At 72.7% G+C, this 21335-nt stretch carries 17 protein-coding genes; 14 read left to right on the plus strand and 3 right to left on the minus strand.

The features are described from left to right. Nucleotides 1-33 precede the first annotated feature (33 nt). The 6 genes from AC1DWH_RS09760 (at nucleotide 34) to AC1DWH_RS09785 (ending at nucleotide 7116) form a co-directional block, all read left to right on the plus strand. A complete protein-coding gene (locus AC1DWH_RS09760) occupies nucleotides 34-1257 on the plus strand; it encodes an ABC transporter substrate-binding protein (protein WP_477093497.1) in 1224 nt (407 codons plus the stop codon). Beyond that, nucleotides 1254-2429 carry an ABC transporter ATP-binding protein gene (locus AC1DWH_RS09765; RefSeq protein ID WP_477093498.1) on the plus strand — a complete coding sequence of 392 codons (1176 nt, stop codon included), beginning with the start codon at nucleotides 1254-1256 and terminating at the stop codon, nucleotides 2427-2429. The genes AC1DWH_RS09760 and AC1DWH_RS09765 overlap by 4 nt, the downstream gene beginning before the upstream one ends. Beyond that, nucleotides 2426-3349 (plus strand): ABC transporter permease, encoded by a 924-nt coding sequence (locus tag AC1DWH_RS09770; RefSeq protein WP_477093499.1) that lies wholly within the window; start codon nucleotides 2426-2428, stop codon nucleotides 3347-3349. The genes AC1DWH_RS09765 and AC1DWH_RS09770 overlap by 4 nt, the downstream gene beginning before the upstream one ends. Nucleotides 3350-3432: 83 nt before the next feature. Beyond that, on the plus strand, nucleotides 3433-4209 hold the full coding sequence (locus AC1DWH_RS09775) for an ABC transporter permease (protein WP_477093625.1): 777 nt from the start codon (nucleotides 3433-3435) through the stop codon (nucleotides 4207-4209). A 29-nt stretch (nucleotides 4210-4238) separates the two neighbouring features. Further along, a complete protein-coding gene (locus AC1DWH_RS09780; RefSeq protein ID WP_477093626.1) occupies nucleotides 4239-5522 on the plus strand; it encodes a saccharopine dehydrogenase family protein in 1284 nt (427 codons plus the stop codon). Between the two features lie 19 nt (nucleotides 5523-5541). Beyond that, nucleotides 5542-7116, plus strand: coding sequence for a glycoside hydrolase family 43 protein (locus AC1DWH_RS09785; protein WP_477093500.1), 1575 nt, complete (start codon nucleotides 5542-5544; stop codon nucleotides 7114-7116). On the opposite strand, the gene gabT is transcribed toward AC1DWH_RS09785, so the two are convergent. Beyond that, a complete protein-coding gene (gene gabT, locus AC1DWH_RS09790) occupies nucleotides 7113-8459 on the minus strand; it encodes a 4-aminobutyrate--2-oxoglutarate transaminase (RefSeq protein ID WP_477093501.1) in 1347 nt (448 codons plus the stop codon). The genes AC1DWH_RS09785 and gabT overlap by 4 nt on opposite strands. A gap of 208 nt (nucleotides 8460-8667) precedes the next feature. On the opposite strand from gabT, the gene AC1DWH_RS09795 reads away from it, so the two are divergent. The 3 genes from AC1DWH_RS09795 (at nucleotide 8668) to AC1DWH_RS09805 (ending at nucleotide 12231) form a co-directional block, all read left to right on the plus strand. Further along, nucleotides 8668-9978 (plus strand): M50 family metallopeptidase, encoded by a 1311-nt coding sequence (locus AC1DWH_RS09795; protein ID WP_477093502.1) that lies wholly within the window; start codon nucleotides 8668-8670, stop codon nucleotides 9976-9978. A 106-nt stretch (nucleotides 9979-10084) separates the two neighbouring features. Then, complete coding sequence (gene ispG / locus AC1DWH_RS09800) at nucleotides 10085-11221, plus strand: flavodoxin-dependent (E)-4-hydroxy-3-methylbut-2-enyl-diphosphate synthase (protein ID WP_456845189.1); 1137 nt, start codon at nucleotides 10085-10087, stop codon at nucleotides 11219-11221. Between the two features lie 80 nt (nucleotides 11222-11301). Then, nucleotides 11302-12231, plus strand: coding sequence for a GNAT family N-acetyltransferase (locus AC1DWH_RS09805; RefSeq protein WP_477093503.1), 930 nt, complete (start codon nucleotides 11302-11304; stop codon nucleotides 12229-12231). 18 nt (nucleotides 12232-12249) lie between these two features. Here the strand turns inward: AC1DWH_RS09805 and AC1DWH_RS09810 are convergent, their stop codons facing one another. Beyond that, a complete protein-coding gene (locus AC1DWH_RS09810) occupies nucleotides 12250-13140 on the minus strand; it encodes an Fpg/Nei family DNA glycosylase (protein WP_477093504.1) in 891 nt (296 codons plus the stop codon). Between the two features lie 65 nt (nucleotides 13141-13205). On the opposite strand from AC1DWH_RS09810, the gene AC1DWH_RS09815 reads away from it, so the two are divergent. After that, nucleotides 13206-15002, plus strand: coding sequence for a proline--tRNA ligase (locus tag AC1DWH_RS09815; protein ID WP_456845182.1), 1797 nt, complete (start codon nucleotides 13206-13208; stop codon nucleotides 15000-15002). Nucleotides 15003-15062: 60 nt separating this feature from the next. On the opposite strand, the gene AC1DWH_RS09820 is transcribed toward AC1DWH_RS09815, so the two are convergent. Continuing rightward, a complete protein-coding gene (locus tag AC1DWH_RS09820; protein ID WP_477093505.1) occupies nucleotides 15063-16088 on the minus strand; it encodes a DUF4439 domain-containing protein in 1026 nt (341 codons plus the stop codon). A 129-nt stretch (nucleotides 16089-16217) separates the two neighbouring features. Between AC1DWH_RS09820 and AC1DWH_RS09825 the strand changes: the two genes are divergently transcribed. The 4 genes from AC1DWH_RS09825 to infB all read left to right on the plus strand — a co-directional run bounded on the left by AC1DWH_RS09825 (nucleotide 16218) and on the right by infB (nucleotide 21274). Continuing rightward, complete coding sequence (locus AC1DWH_RS09825) at nucleotides 16218-16796, plus strand: ribosome maturation factor RimP (RefSeq protein WP_477093506.1); 579 nt, start codon at nucleotides 16218-16220, stop codon at nucleotides 16794-16796. Nucleotides 16797-16798: 2 nt separating this feature from the next. Next, nucleotides 16799-17860: a transcription termination factor NusA gene (nusA, locus tag AC1DWH_RS09830; RefSeq protein ID WP_456845185.1), complete on the plus strand. Its 1062-nt coding sequence runs from the start codon at nucleotides 16799-16801 to the stop codon at nucleotides 17858-17860. A gap of 116 nt (nucleotides 17861-17976) precedes the next feature. Next, the gene (locus AC1DWH_RS09835) at nucleotides 17977-18252 is read left to right on the plus strand and encodes a YlxR family protein (RefSeq protein WP_477093507.1); all 276 of its coding nucleotides are present in this window, start codon (nucleotides 17977-17979) and stop codon (nucleotides 18250-18252) included. A 148-nt stretch (nucleotides 18253-18400) separates the two neighbouring features. After that, a complete protein-coding gene (gene infB / locus AC1DWH_RS09840) occupies nucleotides 18401-21274 on the plus strand; it encodes a translation initiation factor IF-2 (protein WP_477093508.1) in 2874 nt (957 codons plus the stop codon). Nucleotides 21275-21335: the final 61 nt, after the last annotated feature.

Here is a 21335-nt window from a genome sequence, read left to right on the forward strand (position 1 = left end):
ACCGGCGGCCCCCTCCGGCACCCTAGGAGCCTCATGAGCCCCCTCCGCCGACCTGCCCCCGCAGACCCGCGCGTCCGTGCGCTCGTCGCGCAGGCGCAACGGGCCAACCTCTCGCGGCGGTCCTTCCTGATCGGTGCCCTCGGCACGGCCGGCGCCGGCGCGCTGCTCGCCGCGTGCGGCACGGGATCGCCGTCCGGGACGACGGAGACGGCCAAGGACGTCTCGGGCAGCGACAAGATCGTGCGCTGGGCCAACTGGACGCAGTACCTCGACCAGGACGACGACGGCACGACGTACCCGACCCTCGTCGAGTTCGAGAAGCAGTCGGGCCTCAAGGTCACGTACGCCGAGGACATCGACGACAACGACTCGTTCTACGGCAAGGTCTCCGGCCAGCTGAAGAACGGCCAGGACATCGGCTACGACATCGTCACGCTCACCGACTGGATGGCCGCGCGGATGATCCGCCTGGGCTACACCCAGGAGCTGGACCGGTCGCGGATCCCGAACGCCGCCAACATCCTGCCCAACCTGGCCAACGTCGACTTCGACCCGGGCCGCACCCACTCGCTGACCTGGCAGTCCGGGTTCGCGGGCTTCGCGTGGGACAAGGAGAAGGTGCCCAGCGGCGTGCACACGCTCAGCGACCTGTGGGCGCCCGAGCTGGCCGGCCGCGTCGAGGTCCTCTCGGAGATGCGCGACACGATGGGCATCATCATGCTCGACCAGGGCATCGACCCCTCGGGCGACTGGACCGACGACGACTTCTACGGCGCGCTGGACATCCTCAAGGAGAAGATCGACTCGGGCCACATCCGGCAGGTCCGCGGCAACGCGTACACGCAGGACCTGGCCTCGGGCGACGCGATCGCGGTCATCGGCTGGTCGGGCGACATCACGTCGCTCAACTATGAGGCGGACGACAAGTTCGAGTTCGCCATCCCCGAGGCGGGCGGCACGCTCTGGAGCGACAACATGATGGTGCCGATCGGCTCACCGCACCTGGGCAACGCCGAGGACCTCATGAACTACTACTACGACCCCGCCGTCGCGGCGCAGGTCGCGGCGTGGGTCAACTACATCACCCCCGTGGAGGGGGCCCGCGAGGAGATGGAGAAGATCGACCCCGACCTCGCGGAGAACCCGTACATCTTCCCGACGGAGGAGATCCTGTCCAAGGTCAGCGTGTTCCGGACGCTGACGCCCGACGAGGAGGAGCGCTACAACGGCGAGTTCCTCACCGTGATCGGCGCATGACGAGCACGGCCACCGCCGTCCCGGCGGAGACCGTCGGCCCGGGGGGCGCGGCGCTCGAGATCGTGGGTGTCACCAAGGCGTTCGGCTCGTTCGTGGCGGTCGACGACCTCACGCTCACCGTCCCGTCGGGCTCGTTCTTCGCCCTGCTCGGGCCGTCGGGCTGCGGCAAGACGACGACCCTGCGGATGGTCGCCGGACTCGAGCAGCCGACGTCGGGCACGCTGTCGATCGGCGGCCGGGACGTCACCGGCACCCGCGCGCACCAGCGGCCGGTCAACACGGTGTTCCAGAGCTACGCGCTGTTCCCGCACCTGAGCGTGGGGGAGAACGTCGCGTTCGGGCTCAAGCGGTCCCGGGCGAGCGACGTGGCCCAGCGCGTGGCCGACGGGCTCGCCCTGGTCGAGCTCGGTCACCTGGCCGACCGCAAGCCCGCGCAGCTCTCGGGCGGGCAGCAGCAGCGCGTCGCGCTGGCCCGGGCCCTGGTGAACCGTCCCGCGCTCCTGCTCCTGGACGAGCCCCTCGGCGCGCTCGACCTCAAGCTCCGGCGCCAGATGCAGCTCGAGCTCAAGCGGATCCAGACCGAGGTCGGGCTCACCTTCGTGCACGTCACGCACGACCAGGAGGAGGCCATGACCATGGCCGACACGGTCGCCGTGATGAACCACGGCCGCATCGAGCAGATGGGCTCGCCGGCCGACCTGTACGAGCTGCCGCGCACCGCGTTCGTCGCCAACTTCCTCGGCCAGTCCAACCTCGTGGCCGGGACCGTGACCGAGCGGCTGACCAAGCGGGGCCTGCTCGGCGTCGACATCGGCGGCACGCGGATCCTGGTGCCGGAGTCGCGCGCCGTGCGGACCGAGGGCGCCGTGCTCGTCGGCGCCCGGCCGGAGAAGATGCGGCTGCTCGTCGGTGACCAGGAGCCGGGCCGGGGCGAGAACGTCCTCGGGCCGGGCATCGTCACCGACGTGTCGTTCATGGGCGTGAGCACGCAGTACCAGGTGGAGGTCCCGGGGCTGGGCACCTTCGGCGTCTTCGCGCAGAACCTGCTGGGCGGCGCCAGCGTCGCCGTGGGCTCGTCCGTGAGCCTCGCGTGGGGCGTCGACTTCACGTTCGGGCTGGACGGCGCGCAGGCCGCCGACGAGGGCACGGTCGACCTGGACGACGAGCTGTGAGCATCGCGGCCGCGCTCGGCGACAGCGTCGCCAGCGGCCCGGACGCCCCGCTGCCGCGGCGCACCGCGCAGCGGGCGCACCTGGTCCTGCTCGGACCCGGGCTCATCTACCTGGTGCTCTTCTTCGTGGTGCCCGTCGGCGCGCTGCTGGCGACGTCGTTGTACGTCCCGGTGCCCGGGGGGGACGTCGGCCAGTACCAGCCGGCCTTCCACTGGCAGAACTACGTGGACGCCATCGCGCAGTTCTGGCCGACGATCCTGCGCTCGTTCTGGTTCGCGCTCCTGGCCACGGTCGCGGCGCTGGTGATCGGCTACCCGATGGCCTATGTGATCGCCGTCCGGGCGCGCGGGCGCAAGCTGCTGCAGGGGTTCCTGCTCGTGCTGGTCGTCGCGCCGTTCTTCACCAGCTTCATCCTGCGGACCATCGCGTGGAAGCAGATCCTCGCCGACGACTCCCTGGTGGTCGCGGTCCTGCACTGGCTGCACGTGCTGCCGCCGGACGCCCGGCTCACCGCGACGCCGTTCGCCGTGGTCTGCGGCCTGACGTACAACTTCCTGCCGTTCATGGTGCTGCCGATCTTCGCGGCGCTGGAGCGGCTGGACTCCCGCCTGCTCGAGGCCGGCGCGGACCTGTACGCCTCGCCCACGACCACGTTCCGCACGGTGACCTGGCCGCTGTCCATGCCGGGCGTCGTCGCCGGCACGCTGCTCACGTTCATCCCCGCCGCGGGCGACTACGTGAACGCCTCCCTGCTGGGCAACAACACGAACACGACGATGGTCGGGCAGGTGATCGACGCGCGGTTCTTCAAGGTGCTCGACTACCCGACCGCCGCGTCCCTGTCGGTGATCCTCATGGTGGCGATCCTGCTGCTGGTCGGGGCGTACATCCGGCACGCCGGGACGGAGGACCTGCTGTGACCGCGGTGCTCGAGCCGGTCTCGACGGCGACCCGGAGAGCCGTCGCCCCGGCACCGCGCCGGCCGCGCCGCCGGCTCGGGGACATGATCGTCCCGATCTTCGCCGGGCTCGCGTTCGTGTACCTGCTGGTCCCGGTGGCCTACACGGTCGTGTTCTCGTTCAACGACGCCGGCAAGACGAACCTCGTGTGGCGCGGCTTCACGCTGGACAACTGGCAGAACCCCTGCGGTGCGCCCCAGGTGTGCGAGGCGTTCGGCAACTCGCTGCAGGTCGGGCTGGTCTCGACGCTCGTGGCGACGGCGATCGGCACGCTCATGGCCATCGCCCTGGTCCGGTTCCGGTTCCGCGGGCGCGCGCTGACCAACCTGCTGATCTTCCTGCCGATGTCCACGCCGGAGGTCGTGCTCGGTGCCGCGCTGCTGGCGCAGTTCCTCTCGGTGCGCGTGCCCCTCGGCTTCGGCACGGTGGTGACCGCGCACGTGATGTTCTGCATCAGCTTCGTGGTGGTCACCGTGAAGGCCCGCGTGTCCAGCCTGGACCCCGCGCTCGAGGAGGCCGCCGCCGACCTGTACGCCTCCCCGTGGCAGGCGTTCTGGCGGGTGACGTTCCCGCTGCTGCTGCCGGGGATCGCCGCGGCTGCGCTGCTCGCGTTCAGCCTGAGCTTCGACGACTTCATCGTCACCAACTTCACGTCGGGCTCGTTCACCACGTTCCCGAAGTTCGTCTACGTCAGCGCGACCCGCGGCATCCCGCCGCAGGCCAACGTCATCAGCTCGTTCATGTTCGTCCTGGCCCTCGCGATCGTCGTGCTGGTCCAGGTGCTCGGCTACGCCCGGAGCAAGCGGCTCCTGGCTCGGTGAACGACATAGTGGGTTCGGAGGCGGGTCTCGTGCGGATCTTGGTGGTCGGCAGTGGCGGGGTCGGCGACGCGGTCGCCCGGATCGCCGCGCGCCGGCAGTTCTTCGAGCTGCTGGTGGTGGCCGACGTGGACCTGGGGCGGTCGCAGCGCACGGTCGAGGCGGCGAGCGCGCACGACGTGGTGGGCGGCCGGTTCGTCGCGGCGGTCGTCGACGCGTCGAGCGCGGGGGCCGTGGAGGCGCTGGTCCGGGAGCACGGCGCGACGCACGTGCTCAACGCCGTCGACCCGCGGTTCGTCCTGCCGATCTTCGAGGGCGTGCGTGCCGCGGGCGCGCACTACCTCGACATGGCGATGTCCCTGTCGCACGCGCACCCCGAGCGTCCGTACGAGCTGCCGGGCGTGAAGCTGGGCGACGAGCAGTTCGCGCAGGGCACCGACTGGTCGGACGCGGGGCAGCTGGCCCTGGTCGGCATCGGCGTGGAGCCCGGGCTGTCGGACGTGTTCGCCCGGTACGCGGCGGACCACCTGTTCAGCGCCATCGACGAGCTGGGCGTGCGGGACGGCGCCAACCTCGAGGTCGTCGGCGACGACGGAGAGCCGATCTTCGCCCCGTCGTTCTCCATCTGGACCACGATCGAGGAGTGCCTCAACCCGCCGGTGATCTGGTCGGCCGACCGGGCCGAGGCGGGCGCGGGGCTGGAGGACGGCTGGTTCACGGTCGCCCCGTTCCACGAGCCGGAGGTGTTCCGCTTCCCGGAGCCGATCGGCGACGTCGAGTGCGTGCACGTCGAGCACGAGGAGGTCCTCCTCATGCCGCGCTGGGTGGACGCCCGGAAGGTGACGTTCAAGTACGGGCTGGGCGAGGAGTTCATCGGCGTGCTGCAGACCCTGCACCGCCTGGGCCTCGACCGGACCGAGCCGGTCACCGTGCGCGGCGTCCCCGTCAGCCCGCGTGACGTCGTCGCCGCCGCGCTGCCCGACCCCGCGACGATCGGCCCGCGGATGACCGGCTCGACGTGCGCCGGCCTGCTGGTCACGGGCACCGGCAAGGACGGCGCTCCGCGCGAGGTGTACCTGCACCACCTCGTCGACAACGCGTGGTCGATGGCCGAGTACGGCGCGCAGTGCGTCGTGTGGCAGACGGCGGTGAACCCCGTGGTCGCGCTCGAGCTGCTCGCGGCGGGGACGTGGAGCGGGACCGGGGTGCTGGGGCCCGAGGCGTTCGACGCCGTGCCGTTCCTCGAGCTCCTCGCCGCGCCGACGCCCGAGGGCTACGGCTCGCCGTGGGGCCTGGAGGAGCGGGTCCCGTCCTGAGGTCCGTGAGGATGGAGGCATGACGGTCCGCAACCCCATCCTGCGCGGGTCGCACCCCGACCCGTCCGTCGTGCGCGTCGGCGACGAGTACGTCGTCGCGACGTCGACGTTCGAGTGGTACCCCGGGGTGCGCCTGCACCGGTCCCGGGACCTCGCGAGCTGGCAGGACCTGGGCGGCGCGCTGCGGGACTCGCGCCTGCTCGACCTGACGGGTGTGCCGGACTCGGGCGGCGTCTGGGCGCCGAACCTGTCCTACGTCGACGGGCTGTTCCACCTCGTCTACAGCAACGTCTCGACGTACACCGGTGGCTTCACCGACGCCCCGAGCTACGTCGTGACGGCGCCCTCGATCGACGGCCCGTGGTCCGACCCGGTGCTCCTGCACGCGCGCGGCTTCGACGCGTCGCTGTTCCACGACGGGCCCGACAGCTGGCTGGTCAACCTGGTCCACGACTGGCGGCCCGGTCGCGGGGGCTCGGCGGGCCTGGAGGCGACCCCGTACGACCGCCGGACCCGCACCCTGGTCGGTCCGCCCGTGCGCCTCGACCTGCCGCCGTCCGACTCGTGGATCGAGGGGCCCAACGTCTACCGCCGGGGGGACTGGTACTACCTGGTCACGGCCGACGGCGGCACGGGGTACGAGCACCAGGTCACGGTGGCCCGGTCGAGGTCGCTGGCCGGTCCGTACGAGCGCGACCCGCGTGGGCCGCTCGTCACCGCGAAGCACCGGCCCGACTGGCCGCTGCAGAAGGCGGGGCACGGGAGCCTCGTCGCGACTCCCGACGACGAGTGGTTCCTCGCGTTCCTCGTCGCGCGGCCGCACGGGGAACGTGGCCCGTGCGTCCTCGGCCGTGAGACCGCGCTCGCCCGGGTCGACTGGGTCGACGGCTGGCCGAGCGTGACCGACCCCCTCCCGCCGCTCGAGGTGGAGGTCGGCGCGCAGGCCCAGGCGGAGGTCGACGAGGAGGACGACTTCGACCTCGACCGACTCGGCCCCCAGTGGTCCACGCTCCGCCGGCCACCGACCGACGACTGGCTGGACCTGACGTCGCGACCCTCGCACCTGCGGATCCACGGCGGCAGGTCCCCGCAGAGCGCCGTCGGCGCGAGCCTCGTCGCGCGTCGCGTCACCGAGCAGCGCTGCGGCTTCGAGGCGACGATCGAGCTCGAGCCGACGACGTTCCAGCACGCGGCGGGCATCACGGCGTACTACAACACGCGCTCCTGGTCCTTCCTGCACGTCACGGCCGCTGACGACGGGTCGACCGTCCTGCGGGTCGCGCACTCCGACCGCGGCGTGGTCCGCCTCGACCCGGCGGTCGTCGCGCTTCCGCCCGGTGCGCCCGTGCGCCTGGGCCTCGACCTCGACGGCGACCGGCTCGCGTTCCGGTACGCCACGGGAGCGGTGTGGCAGCCCGTCGGCGCGGCGGTCGACGCGGCGGTGCTCTCCGACGAGCACGCCGTCGAGCTCGACGCCGCCGGCCAGGTCCGCGCGATGGGGTTCACGGGCGCCTTCGTCGGCCTCTGGGTCTGGGACCTGACCGGGCACGGGCACCACGCCGACGTCGATGCCGCCCGCTACACGACACGCTAGAGCGAGCGGAGGGCGTCCTCCAGGACGGTCAGCGCTTCGTCCAGCAGGTCGAGCCCAATGACCAGCGGCGGGAGCAGGCGCAGGACGTTGCCCCACGTGCCGCAGGTGAGCACCAGCACGCCCTGCGCCGCGCACGCCGCAGCGACCTTCTGCGCCGCGGCCTTGTCGGGCTCGAGCGTGCCCGGCACGACGAGCTCGACGGCCAGCATCGCGCCGCGCCCGCGCACGTCGGCGAGCGCGGGCACCTCGCCCTGCAGCGCCCGGAGCCGGGGGAGCACGGCCGCCTCGATCGCCCGCGCGGCGCCGGCCAGGTCGTCGCGCTCGTAGATCTCGAGGGAGGCCAGCGCGGCCGCGCACGCGATCGGGTTGCCGCCGAACGTGCCGCCGAGGCCGCCCGCGTGCACGGCGTCGAGCAGCTCGGCGCGGCCCGTCACGGCGCCGAGCGGCAGCCCGCCGGCGATGCCCTTGGCCAGCGCGATCAGGTCGGGGACGACGCCCTCGTGCTCGCTGGCGAACATGGCCCCCGTGCGCGCGAACCCGGTCTGCACCTCGTCGGCGACGAACACGATCCCCTTCTCTGCGGCCCACGCGGCGAGGGTCGGCAGGAAGCCCGGGGCCGGCACGACGAACCCGCCCTCGCCCAGGATCGGCTCGACCACCAGGGCGGCCACCTGGTCGGCGCCCACCTGGCGCTCGGCCACGTCGATCGCCCGCTGCGCCGCCTGCTCGCCCGTCATCCCCTCGGGGTCGCGCAGCGGGTACGACGCCGGCACGCGGTAGACCTCGCCGGCGAACGGTCCGAAGCCCGTCTTGTAGGGCATGGCCCGCGCGGTCATCGCCATCGTGAGGTTGGTGCGCCCGTGGTACGCGTGGTCCAGCACCAGCACGGCCTCCCGGCCGGTCGCGCGGCGGGCGATCTTCACCGCGTTCTCGACGGCCTCGGCACCCGAGTTGACCAGGACCGACCGCTTCTCGTGGGTGCCGGGCGTGACCCGGGCCAGCCCCTCGCACACGGCGACGTACTCCTCGTACGGGCTGATCATGAAGCAGGTGTGCGTGAAGTCGAGCACCTGCGCGGCCACGGCCGCCGCGACCTCCGGCGCGCTGGCCCCGACCGACGTCACCGCGATGCCCGAACCCAGGTCGACCAGCACGTTCCCGTCGACGTCCTCGATGACCGCGCCCGCTGCCCGCGCCACGTAGACGGGCAGCGTCGAGGACACCCCCGCCGCGACCGCCGCACGACGCCGCTCGCCGAGGGCGACGGAGCGGGGTCCGGGGATCGCCGTGCGCAGGACGCGGCGCTGCTCGAGGGGGGAGGCGGGGGCGGAAACAGTGGTCATGAGGGGACGCTAATGCGGATCTCGTGCTCCGGGAAGGATCTGGCCGACGAAATCCGCCGCGCGCCCGCTCGGCGGTACCGGAGCGCCGATCGGGTGACCCGAGCACGCTGTCAGGGGGTTCCCAGCGTCTCGGGGGAAGATGGGCCGGCGCGGGTCGATCGAGACCCCGCTCTCGTGCGTGCGTGCGGGGACGTGGACGGAGGGGTCGATGGAGTACCTGGGCGCTGTTCTGGTCGTGGTCGTGGTGCTTCTGCTCTCCATCGGGCTGCACGAGGTCGGGCACATGGTCCCCGCGAAGCGCTTCGGCGTCCGGGTGAGCCACTACATGATCGGCTTCGGGCCCACCCTGTGGTCGCGCACCAAGGGCGAGACGGAGTACGGCCTCAAGGCGATCCCGCTGGGCGGCTACGTCCGCCTGGTCGGCATGTACCCGCCCGACGCCGCGGTGGGCAACCCGCCGGCGAAGTCGTGGACCGGCCGGCTCGCGCGCGACGCCCGTCAGGCGAGCGCCGAGGAGATCCGGCCCGGCGAGGACTCCCGGGCGTTCTACCACCTGTCCACGCCCAAGAAGCTGGTCGTGATGCTGGGCGGGCCGGTGATGAACCTCGTCATCGCGTTCGTGCTCATGGCGATCGTGCTCATCGGCTTCGGCCTGCCGACGTACACGCCGCACCTGGCGGGGGTCTCGCAGTGCGTGCTGCCCGCGGACGCACCCGCGACGCAGCAGTGCACGTCGTCCGACGTCGCCGCCCCGTCGGCCGCGGCGGGCATCGAGCCGGGCGACACGATCGTGTCGTACGACGGCACGGAGATCACCTCGTGGGAGCAGCTCTCCGGGCTGATCAAGGCCTCGAGCGCCGACCCCGTCCCGGTCGTCGTCGAGCGCGACGGCACGACCGTCGACCTCACGATCACGCCGATCGTCGCCGACCGCCCGGTGTACGACGCCAACGACCAGCCCGTCCTCGACAGCTCCGGCCAGCAGGTGACCAAGCCCGTCGGGTTCCTGGGCATCACGCCGTCGCGCGAGATGGTCCGGCAGCCGGTGCTGTCGGTGCCGCGCGTGGTCGCCGACACGACGTGGCAGACCGTCACGGTCGTCGCGACGCTGCCGGCCCGCGTCGTCGACCTGGTCCGCTCGGAGGTCAACGACACGCCGCGGGACGCCAACAGCATCGTCGGAATCGTCGGCATCGGCCGGTTCGCCGGCGAGATCGCCTCGACCGACGGCCTCGACTGGCAGATCAAGGCCGCGTCCCTGCTGCAGATGCTCGCCGCGCTGAACATCGCGCTGTTCGTCTTCAACCTCATCCCGCTGCCGCCGCTCGACGGCGGTCACGTGGCTGCGGCGCTCTGGGAGGGCGGACGCCGTCAGGTCGCCCGCCTGCGTGGCCTGCCGCGGCCGGGGCCGTTCGACTCCGCCAAGCTGGTCCCGCTGGCGTACTCCGTGTTCGTGGTGCTCGGCGCGGTCGGGCTCCTGCTGATCTACGCCGACATCGTGAACCCGGTGCAGATCTGATCCGTGAGGGCTCCGGGGTGATCTCGTGCACAGCGGGCCCTCCGGGACCGACGCGAGTCGTGCCGGGTGCGATGATGACGAGGTGACCATCCCGATCAGCCTCGGCATGCCGGAGGCACCCCCCCTCGTCCTTGCCCCGCGGCGCAAGACCCGCAAGATCAAGGTCGGCAAGATCGAGGTCGGCGGGGACGCGCCCGTCAGCGTGCAGTCGATGTGCACCACGCAGACCACGGACATCAACGCGACCCTGCAGCAGATCGCGGAGCTGACGGCGGCCGGCTGCGACATCGTGCGCGTCGCGGTGCCCACCCAGGACGACGCCGACGCCCTCCCGGCGATCGCGCACAAGTCGCAGATCCCCGTGATCGCGGACATCCACTTCCAGCCGAAGTACGTGTTCGCCGCCATCGACGCCGGTTGCGCGGCGGTCCGCGTCAACCCCGGCAACATCCGCAAGTTCGACGACCAGGTCAAGGAGATCGCCCGGGCCGCCACCGACGCCGGCACCTCGATCCGGATCGGCGTCAACGCCGGCTCGCTGGACCCGCGCCTGCTGGCCAAGTACGGCAAGGCCACCCCCGAGGCCCTCGTCGAGTCGGCCGTGTGGGAGGCCTCGCTGTTCGAGGAGCACGGGTTCCGCGACTTCAAGATCTCGGTCAAGCACAACGACCCGGTGGTCATGGTCCGCGCCTACGAGCTCCTCTCCGAGCGGGGCGACTGGCCCCTGCACCTCGGCGTCACCGAGGCGGGACCGGCGTTCCAGGGCACCATCAAGTCCGCGACCGCGTTCGGCGCGCTGCTGAGCAAGGGCATCGGCGACACCATCCGCGTGTCCCTGTCCGCGCCCCCGGTCGAGGAGGTCAAGGTCGGCATCCAGATCCTGCAGTCGCTCAACCTGCGGCCGCGCAAGCTCGAGATCGTGTCCTGCCCGTCCTGCGGCCGCGCCCAGGTCGACGTGTACTCGCTGGCCGAGCGCGTCACGGCCGGTCTCGAGGGCATGGAGGTGCCGCTGCGGGTGGCCGTCATGGGCTGCGTCGTCAACGGGCCCGGCGAGGCGCGCGAGGCCGACCTCGGTGTCGCGTCCGGCAACGGCAAGGGGCAGATCTTCGTCCGCGGCGAGGTCATCAAGACGGTCCCCGAGGCGCTCATCGTCGAGACCCTGATCGAGGAGGCCATGCGCCTCGCCGAGAGCATGGACCCGGTCGAGTCCGGCGACGGTTCCCCGGTGGTCACCGTCGGCTGAGGGGTGCTGGCGCCCAACGTTCACTCGATCGACGTGTCGGATCTCGGGTGAAGTACAAGCAGGTGGTGCAGGATCAACCCATGGTGCAACGCCGCGCTGCTCTGCTCGACGGTCGGGCCGGGGGTCGAGTCCTCGGGGACGTCGACCTCGAGAGCGCCCTGGCGGTCTGCGCCCGGGATGCTGTCGGTTCCGTCCTGGCGACAGCGCGGCTCGAACAGGCAGTGGGCAAGTCGCTCCGGGTCGCCGGTGGGGCGCTGTGGGGCTACGAGGAGGATGGCGAGCTCCTCGCCATCTGCTTCGCGGGCGCCAACATGGTCCCCGTCGTCCCGGTGGACGACCCCCGCACGGTCAGCCGCGCGCTCGACGCGTTCGCCGGGCTGGCCCGCGGCCAGGGCAGGCGTTGCTCCTCGATCGTCGGACCCGCGGACGCGGTGCTCGGCCTGTGGGGCCGCCTGAGGTACTTCTGGCCCGCCGCCCGGGAGGTCCGCGACGACCAGCCGTCGATGGTCCTCGAGCACGCCCCCTTGGTGGCGCCCGACCCGCGCGTACGCCGGTCGCGCCCCGAGGAGTTCGACGTCGTCCTGCCCGCGTGCGTGCGCATGTTCACCGAGGAGGTCGGCTACTCGCCGGTCAGCGGTCCGGGCGGACCGTACGAGACGCGGGTGCACGGCCTCATCGCGCAGGGCCGCTCGTTCGTCCGGATCGACCCGTCCGGACCCGTCGTGGAGGACCGCCGGCTCACCCGGCGTCCCGCGGGGGACGTCGTGTTCAAGGCGGAGCTCGGGGCCGTCGCCGGGGGAGTCGCGCAGGTGCAGGGCGTGTGGGTGGCCCCGGACCGGCGTGGCGAGCGCATCTCCGAGGCCGGGATGGCCGCGGTCGTGCAGATCGCCCGCGGGGAGGTCGCGCCGCTGGTGTCCCTCTACGTCAACAGCTACAACGCGCGAGCGCTCGCGTCGTACCGCGCGGTGGGGTTCCGGCAGGTCGGCACGTACGCGACCGTCCTGTTCTGACGCTCGCTCCCAGGCCCGTCAGCGCAGCAGCCGGGACATCCGTCGGTCCGCCAGCGGCTTGCCGCCCGTCTGGCACGTGGGGCAGTACTGCAGCGACGAGTCTGCGAACGAGACCTCGTGCACCGTGTCCCCGCACGGCACGTCGTTCCACCCCGGGCAGGGTTCGCCCGTGCGCCCGTGCACCTTCATGCCGCGCCGCTTGGCGTCCTTGAGCTCCGCCGCCGGCTTGCCCGACGCCGACGCCACGGCGCCTGTGAGCACGTCGCGGATCGCCTCCCAGAGGACCCGGGTGCGGTCCGCGTCGAACGACTTCGTCATCGCGAACGGGCTCATCCGCGCGGCGAGCAGGATCTCGTCCGAGTAGGCGTTGCCGATGCCCGCGATCGTCCCCTGGTCGCGCAGCAGGCCCTTGACCTGCTGGTTCCGTGCCGCGAGCAGCTCGGCCAGCCGGTCCTCGGTGAACTCGTCCGACAACGGCTCGACACCCAGCGTGGCGATCTGCGGCACGTCGGAGGGCTCCTCGACGACGTGCACGGCGAGGCGCTTGCGCGTCCCCGCCTCGGTCAGGTCGAAGCCCGACCCGTCGTCGATGCGGACGCGCAGCGCCAGCGGGGACTTGCCGGGGCGCACCGGGTTGGTCGACAGCTGCTCCGACCAGCGCACCCAGCCGGCGCGCGACAGGTGCCAGATCAGGTGCAGGGGCTCGCCGGTCGGCGTGGCGACCATGAGGTCGAGCCACTTGCCGTGCCGCTGGACGTCCACGACGGTGCCGCCGACGATCGCGTCCGGCGGCGGGCGGAACGTCTTGAGCGCGCTGATGGCGCCGATCGAGACCTCGGTCACGGCGTGGCCGTCCGTCCGCCCGCGCAGGAACTGCGCGAGCGCCTCGACCTCGGGCAGCTCCGGCACAGGCCCCATCCAACCCCACGGAAACCCGTACGGGGCGGCCATCCGGGAGAACTACGCTTCCTCCCATGCTCATCCGCCTCTCCCAGCTCTTCTTCCGCACCCTGCGCGAGGACCCGGTCGACGCCGAGGTCGCCAGCCACCGGCTGCTCGTGCGCGCGGGCTACATCCGTCGCGCAGCCCCCGGCATCTACACCTGGCTGCCGCTGGGTCTTCGCGTGCTGGCCAAGGTGGAGCAGGTCGTCCGCGAGGAGATGGCCGCGGCCGGCGCCCAGGAGGTGCACTTCCCGGCGCTGCTGCCCAAGGAGCCCTACGAGGCGACCGGGCGCTGGACGGAGTACGGGCCGAACATCTTCCGGCTCAAGGACCGCAAGGGCGGTGACTACCTTCTCGCGCCGACGCACGAGGAGATGTTCACGCTGCTGGTCAAGGACCTGTACTCGTCGTACAAGGACCTGCCGCTCGCTCTCTTCCAGATCCAGACGAAGTACCGCGACGAGGCGCGCCCGCGCGCCGGGCTCATCCGCGGCCGCGAGTTCATCATGAAGGACGCCTACTCGTTCGACGTCGACGACGCCGGCCTCGAGGTGTCCTACCAGGCGCAGCGCGACGCCTACCAGCGCATCTTCGACCGCCTCGGCCTCGAGTACGTCATCGTCGCCGCCACGTCGGGGGCCATGGGCGGGTCGCGCTCGGAGGAGTTCCTCACGCCGACGCCCATCGGCGAGGACACGTTCGTGCGCTCGCCGGGCGGCTACGCCGCGAACGTCGAGGCCGTCACCACGGTCGTGCCGGACGCCGTGCCGTTCGACGACGCCCCGGCGGCCCACGTCGAGGACACCCCCGACACGCCGACCATCGACACGCTCGTGGCCGTCGCCAACGAGCGGTTCGCGCGTCCCGACCGAGCCTGGACGGCGGCGGACACGCTGAAGAACGTCGTGCTGGCCCTGGTGCACCCGACCGGCGAGCGCGAGCTCCTCGTCGTCGGCCTGCCCGGCGACCGCGACGTCGACCTCAAGCGCCTCGAGGCGTCCGTGGCGCCCGCCGAGGTCGAGGCCGCCGGCGACGCCGACTTCGCGGCGCACCCCGAGCTCGTCCGCGGGTACATCGGCCCCGGGTCGATGGGCCCGAACGTCCCCGTCGCCGAGGGTGCCGAGCGCACCGCGGTCCGCTACCTGCTCGACCCCCGGGTCGTCGCCGGGACGCGCTGGATCACGGGCGCGAACGAGCCGGGTCGGCACGTGTTCGATCTCGTGGCCGGTCGCGACTTCACGGCGGACGGCACCGTCGAGGCGGCCGAGGTGCGCGCGGGCGACCCGGCCCCCGACGGCTCCGGCCCGCTCGAGCTGGCGCGCGGCATCGAGATCGGCCACATCTTCGCCCTCGGCCGCAAGTACGCCCAGGCGCTCGGCCTGACGGTCCTGGACCAGAACGGCAAGGCGCAGGTCGTCACCATGGGCTCCTACGGCGTCGGCGTCACCCGCGTGCTCGCGGCGCTCGCCGAGGCCAACAACGACGAGCGCGGGCTGGCCTGGCCTGCGCACGTGGCCCCAGCCCACGTGCACGTGGTGGCCACCGGCAAGGACCCCGCGGTCTTCGAGGCCGCGGAGGCGCTGGCCACCGAGCTCTCGGGTCGAGGTGTCGAGGTGCTCTACGACGACCGTCCCGGCAAGGTCTCGCCCGGCGTGAAGTTCGCCGACGCCGAGCTGCTGGGGGTCCCGCTCGTCGTCGTCGTCGGCCGCGGGCTGGCCGAGGGCGTGGTCGAGGTGCGCCCGCGCGTCGGCGGCACCACCGAGCAGGTCCCGGTCGCCGAGGCCGCGGACCGCGTCTCCGCGCTGGTCACGGAGCTGCTCACCGCGTAGGGCAGTGCACGACGACGTCCGAGCAGCCGGCTGCTCGGACGTCGTCGTGCTGTCCGGCGGTCAGCCGACCGGCTGCTGGGCGCGCTCCGGGAGGCCCGGGAACGGCACCGGGGTGGCGCCCCAGGCCGCGGCGGCGTCCGTCGCGGCCCGCAGGCCGTCGATGAGCGGTGCCCGGCTGCCGGGGGCGGCCTGCGCGACCGCGTCGGCGTAGGCGTCGGCGACGGAGGTCTCGAGGGTGCGCGCGAGGGCGGTGGCGACCGTCGGGTCGTCCAACCCGGCGGGCAGCGTGTAGGAGGCCCGACGGGGGTCCTGCGCCGTGCCGTCGATGCCTGCCGCGCCGGCCCAGTCCTCGCTGCGGGCCCGGTGCACCGCCGACGAGCTCGAGGCCGCGGTGCGCTGGTCGCCGGAGAGCTTGGCCGCGATCACCTCGAACCCGTAGCCGGCCTGGTCGTGCACGAGCGCGAGCGTGCCCGCCTCCTCGGTCGTCACGCCGTCGACGCCGGTCGGGCTGGGCGACGGGGAGGCCGCCGCCTCGTCGGGGACCAGCGACGGCACCTCGGCGCCGGTGGCGTGCGCCAGCCGGGTGGCCAGCTCGCCGCGAGACGTCGCGACCGAGGCGACGAGCCGGGCCAGCGGCCCGTCGCTCACCGCGTCGGCGTCGGCGAGCGCGGTCCGGGTCGCGGTCGCCAGCTCGTCCAGCACCTCGGCCACGGTGGCCGTGCTGGTGGTGGGCGTGCTGCTCGGGCTCTCGGTCGGCGCCGGGAGGCCGGAGACGTAGACGCCGCCGAGCTGCTCGGCGTGCTGGCCGGAGAACCCGGTCACGTCCGCCAGCACCGGGGCGACGAGGTCCACCGCACCGTCGGGGAGCAGCGCGGCCGCGGTCGCCGCCTCGGCGAGGGCGAGGGAGTCGGCGACGGTCCGGGCGCGCACCTGCTCGACGGCGTCCGGGCTGGGCTCGACCGGAGGGGGTGTCTCGGCGCGCAGGCCGCACGCCGCGAGCGTGAGAACCATCACGGCCGCGGCGAGCCCGCGGACCCACGGGCGCGGGAGATCCCGCGGTGCTGCAGGGTCCTGGCGCGCGCTCATCGCCGGTGATCCTGCCACGCCGCACGGCCGCGGCGGTCGGGCACGCCCGGACTCGTTACTCTGGACCCACAACATCACAGGGTCGCTACGTCGCTCGCCGACGACCCGCTGGACCGACAGGAGGCTGACATGGTCGCGCCAGCACACGCAGAGCGGGTCCGCCACGTCGTGGAGCCCGCCGTCGTGGCCGGGGGTCTCGTGCTCGAGGACGTCACGGTGCGCAAGGCCGGGACGCGATCTGTCGTCGAGGTGGTCGTCGACCTGACCGAGGACGACGAGGGTGACCTGGACCTCGAGCGCGTGGCGGAGGCGACCCGTGCGGTCTCCGACGCCCTCGACGCGGCCGACGTCATCGTCGGCGAATACACGCTCGACGTGATGAGCCCCGGGGTCTACCGCCCGCTGACCGAGCGCCGCCACTTCACGCGCGCGGTCAGCCGCATGGTCACGGTGACGCTGACGGACGGGTCCAAGCTGGCGGGTCGGTTGACCGAGGTCGACCGGACCGGTGCGGACGGCGACGCGATCGTCGTCGTGCCCGTGACGCCGGGCCGCAAGGGACGCAAGCCGGTCGTGAGCGACCCGGTCCGCGTGCTCCTGACCGACGTGCGCGAGGCGCACGTCGAGGTGGACCTGTCGGGCATCGGCCCTGTGGACGTGGACCAAGACGAGAGAGTCGGCCGCGACGCCGCCGGCAAGGAGAGCTGACGATGGACATCGACATGCAGGCGCTGAGGCTGCTCGAGCGCGAACGGGAGATCAGCCTCGACGTGCTGGTCTCCGCGATCGAGCAGGCGCTGCTGTCCGCCTACCACCGCACCCCGGGCGCCCAGACGCGCGCGCGGGTGGAGGTGGACCGCAAGACCGGGCACGTGACGGTGTGGGCGCGCGAGGCGGCCCCGCTGGGCGAGCCCGACGACGAGGGCATCATGCCCCCGCCCGGACCCGACGGCCCGGAGTACGACGACACCCCCGACGGCTTCGGGCGCATCGCGACCGCGACGGCCCGCCAGGTCATCGTGCAGCGGCTGCGCGACGCCGAGGACGACCAGGTGCTCGGTGCGTTCCGCGGCAAGGAGGGCGAGGTCCTCGGCGGCGTCATCCAGCAGGGCCGCGACCCCCGGACCGTGCTCATCGACGTGGGCGGGACCGAGGCCGTGCTGCCCGCGCACGAGCAGGTGCCGGGCGAGGAGTACGTGCACGGGGACCGCATCCGCGGCTACGTGCTCGAGGTGGCGCGCGGCCAGCGCGGACCGCAGGTCACCCTGTCGCGCACCCACCCGAACCTCGTGCGCAAGCTGTTCGCGCTCGAGGTCCCCGAGGTCGCCGACGGCACCGTCGAGATCACCGCGATGGCCCGCGAGGCCGGCCACCGCACCAAGATGGCCGTCCGCGCCACCGTGCCCGGCGTCAACGCCAAGGGCGCCTGCATCGGCCCGATGGGCGGCCGGGTGCGCGCCGTGATGGCGGAGCTGCACGGCGAGAAGATCGACATCGTCGACCACGCGGACGACCCGGCCGAGATGATCGCGCACGCTCTGTCGCCCGCGCGTGTGCTGTCCGTCACGGTGGTCGACCCCGAGGCGCGCGCCGCCCGGGTGATCGTTCCCGACTACCAGCTGTCCCTGGCCATCGGCAAGGAGGGCCAGAACGCGCGGCTCGCCGCGAAGCTGACCGGGTGGCGGATCGACATCCGGTCCGACGCCGAGGTCCCGGGGGAGCGGGAGGCCGCCTCGCAGGGCGCCCGCGACGGTGGGGACGGCAGTGAGTGACCTCACGAGTGACGCCGTCCGCGGCGCAGCGCGGTAGACTGACCGCGGCTGGGCCGGATGTCCGGCTCCTCCCGTCGAGCCGGCGGATCCCTCAGACACTCAACGATGTCTCAGGCATGGGTCCGGTGCGCACGTGCGTGGGGTGCCGAGCCACCGGCCCGAGGTCAGCCCTGCTGAGGGTGGTCGCCGATCACGACGGAGCTCGTCTCCTCGTGGACGTCGGTCGCCGGATGCCGGGCAGGGGGGCATGGCTGCACCCCGATCCTGGATGTCTCGAGAAGGCCGAACGCCGCCGTGCGTTCGGGCGGGCCCTGCGTGTTGCGGGCCAGCCCGATGCGGGTGCGGTGCACAGGCACCTCGAGGAGCAGCAGGAGCAGGACGTCGTCGGGTAGTTCCCGGTGGCGAGGCCGATCGTCGATACGGAAAGCGGGTTGGAAGCCGATGGCTGCCCGATGAGCACGCACCGATGAGTACCCAGCGATGAGTACCCAGCACTAACGACGGTCCGACCCTGTCCGGGCGGACCGAGACAGGAGAGATGTGGCCAAGGTCCGCGTCTACGAGCTCGCCAAAGAGCTCGGGGTCGACAGCAAGACCATCATGACCAAGCTGAACGAGCTCGGTGAGTTCGTTCGCTCGGCGTCCTCGACCATCGAGCCGCCGGTCGTGCGCAAGCTTCGTGACACCTACCCCGTGGGTGGTGGCGGCACGTCCGCCGCGCCCGCCCCCAAGGCACCGGCACGTCCGGCGCCTGCCCCCGCACCTGCGGCTGCACCGGTCGCCGAGGCCTCGCGCCCGGCTCCCGTGGCGACCGCGCCGGCCGCCCCCGCGGCGCCGGCTCCCGCAGCTGCTGCACCCGCCCCGGCTCCGGCCCGGCCGGCTCCCGCGCGTCCGGCCCCGGCCGCCGCGCCGGCTGCCGCTGCGCCGGCTCCTGCCGCCGCTGCTGCTGCCGCTGCCCCGGCGGTGCGCCCCGGCCCGCGTCAGGCCGCGCCTGCCGCACGTCCGGGCAACAACCCGTTCGCGCCGTCCCAGGGCATGCCCCGCCAGGGCGAGCGCCCCGGCGGTCCGCGTCCCGGTGGCCCGCGTCCGGGCAACAACCCGTTCGCCCCCTCGCAGGGCATGCCGCGTCCGGGCGACCGTGACCGTCGTCCCGCCGCCACCGAGGGTGCTCCGGCCGCCTCGGCCGGTGAGCGTCCGGGCGGTCCCCGTCCCGGCGGTCCCCGTCCGGGCGGTCCGCGCCCCAACCCCGGCATGATGCCGGGTCGTACCCAGAGCGGCGTCGGTCGTCCCGGCGAGCGCCCGGCCGGCCCCGGTGGCCGTGCGGGTGGTCCCGGTGGCGGTGGCGCGCGCGGCGGCTACGCCGGTCGTCCCGGCGGTGCCGGTGGCGGCGCGCCCGGCGGCGCTCCTGGCGGCGGCGGCGGTTTCGCCGGTCGTCCCGGTGGCGGCGGCGGTCGTCCCGGCGGTGCCGGTCGTGGCAGCACGCAGGGTGCCTTCGGTCGCGCGGGCGGTCGTCCCGTCCGTGGCCGCAAGTCGAAGCGTGCGAAGCGTCAAGAGTTCGAGCAGATGCAGGCCCCCTCGCTGGGTGGCGTGCAGGTTCCTCGCGGCAACGGCAAGACCGTCGTCCGCCTGCGCCACGGATCGTCGCTCAACGACTTCGCCGACAAGATCGACGCCAACCCGGCCGCGCTGGTCACCGTGCTGTTCCACCTCGGTGAGATGGCCACGGCGACCCAGTCGCTCGACGAGGACACCTTCGGGACCCTCGCCGTCGAGCTCGGCTACGTCATCGAGATGGTGTCGGCCGAGGAGGAGGACCGCGAGCTGCTCGGGGCCTTCGACATCGACCTGGACGCCGAGCTCGAGGCCGAGGGCGACGACGACCTGACGGCGCGGCCCCCGGTCGTCACCGTCATGGGTCACGTCGACCACGGCAAGACCAAGCTCCTCGACGCCATCCGCCAGACGGACGTCGTCGCGGGCGAGGCCGGCGGGATCACCCAGCACATCGGTGCCTACCAGGTGCACACGACGCACGAGGGCCTCGACCGTGCCGTCACGTTCATCGACACCCCGGGCCACGAGGCGTTCACCGCCATGCGTGCCCGTGGTGCGCAGGTGACCGACATCGCGATCCTCGTGGTCGCGGCCGACGACGGCGTGATGCCTCAGACGATCGAGGCGCTCAACCACGCCCAGGCGGCCGGCGTGCCGATCGTGGTCGCGGTCAACAAGGTGGACAAGGAGGGGGCCAACCCCGCCAAGATCCGCCAGCAGCTCACCGAGTACAACCTGGTGGCCGAGGAGTACGGCGGCGACACGATGTTCGTCGACGTCTCCGCCAAGCAGAACCAGGGCATCGACCAGCTGCTCGAGGCCGTCCTCCTCACGGCGGACGCCGCGCTCGACCTGCGGGCCAACGCCGACAAGGACGCACGTGGTGTGGCCATCGAGGCGAACCTCGACAAGGGCCGCGGTGCGGTTGCGACCGTGCTGGTCCAGTCGGGCACGCTCGAGGTCGGCGACGCGATCGTTGCCGGGACGGCCTACGGCCGCGTCCGTGCGATGTTCGACGAGCACGGCGAGCCGGTCCTCGTGGCCGGGCCGTCGCGTCCGGTCCAGGTGCTCGGCCTGACCTCGGTGCCCCGCGCCGGCGACACGTTCATCGTGGCGCCGGACGACCGCACCGCGCGTCAGATCGGCGAGAAGCGCGAGGCGGCCGAGCGTGCCGCCCTCCTGGCCAAGCGTCGCAAGCGCATCAGCCTCGAGGACTTCACGCAGGCGCTCCAGCAGGGCAAGGTCGAGACCCTCAACCTGGTCCTCAAGGGCGACGTGTCGGGTGCCGTCGAGGCACTCGAGGACGCGCTGCTCAAGATCGACGTGGGCGAGGAGGTCGAGCTGCGGGTCATCCACCGTGGGGTGGGTGCCATCACGCAGAACGACGTCAACCTGGCCACGGTCGACTCGGCCATCATCATCGGCTTCAACGTCAAGTACGCGGAGCGCGTCGAGGAGCTGGCTGACCGCGAGGGCGTCGACGTGCGCTTCTACTCGGTCATCTACCAGGCGATCGACGACGTCGAGGCGGCCCTCAAGGGCATGCTCAAGCCGGAGTACGAGGAGGTGCAGCTCGGTTCCGCCGAGGTGCGCGAGGTCTTCCGTTCGTCGAAGTTCGGCAACATCGCCGGCTCGATCGTCCGGTCGGGCCTCATCCGACGGAACACGAAGGCGCGCGTCACGCGTGGCGGCAAGATCATCGGGGACAACCTGACGATCGAGTCGCTCAAGCGGTTCAAGGACGACGCCACCGAGGTCCGCGAGGGCTTCGAGTGCGGCATCGGCCTCGGCTCGTTCAACGACGTCGAGATCGGCGACACCATCGAGACCTGGGAGATGCGCGAGAAGCCTCGCGCCTGACCCCGGTGATCAACGCCCGCAGGGCGGGCGAGGAATCCTCCTCGCCCGCCCTGCGGTCTCT

This window comes from Cellulomonas sp. P2_F12 (genome assembly GCF_056403775.1).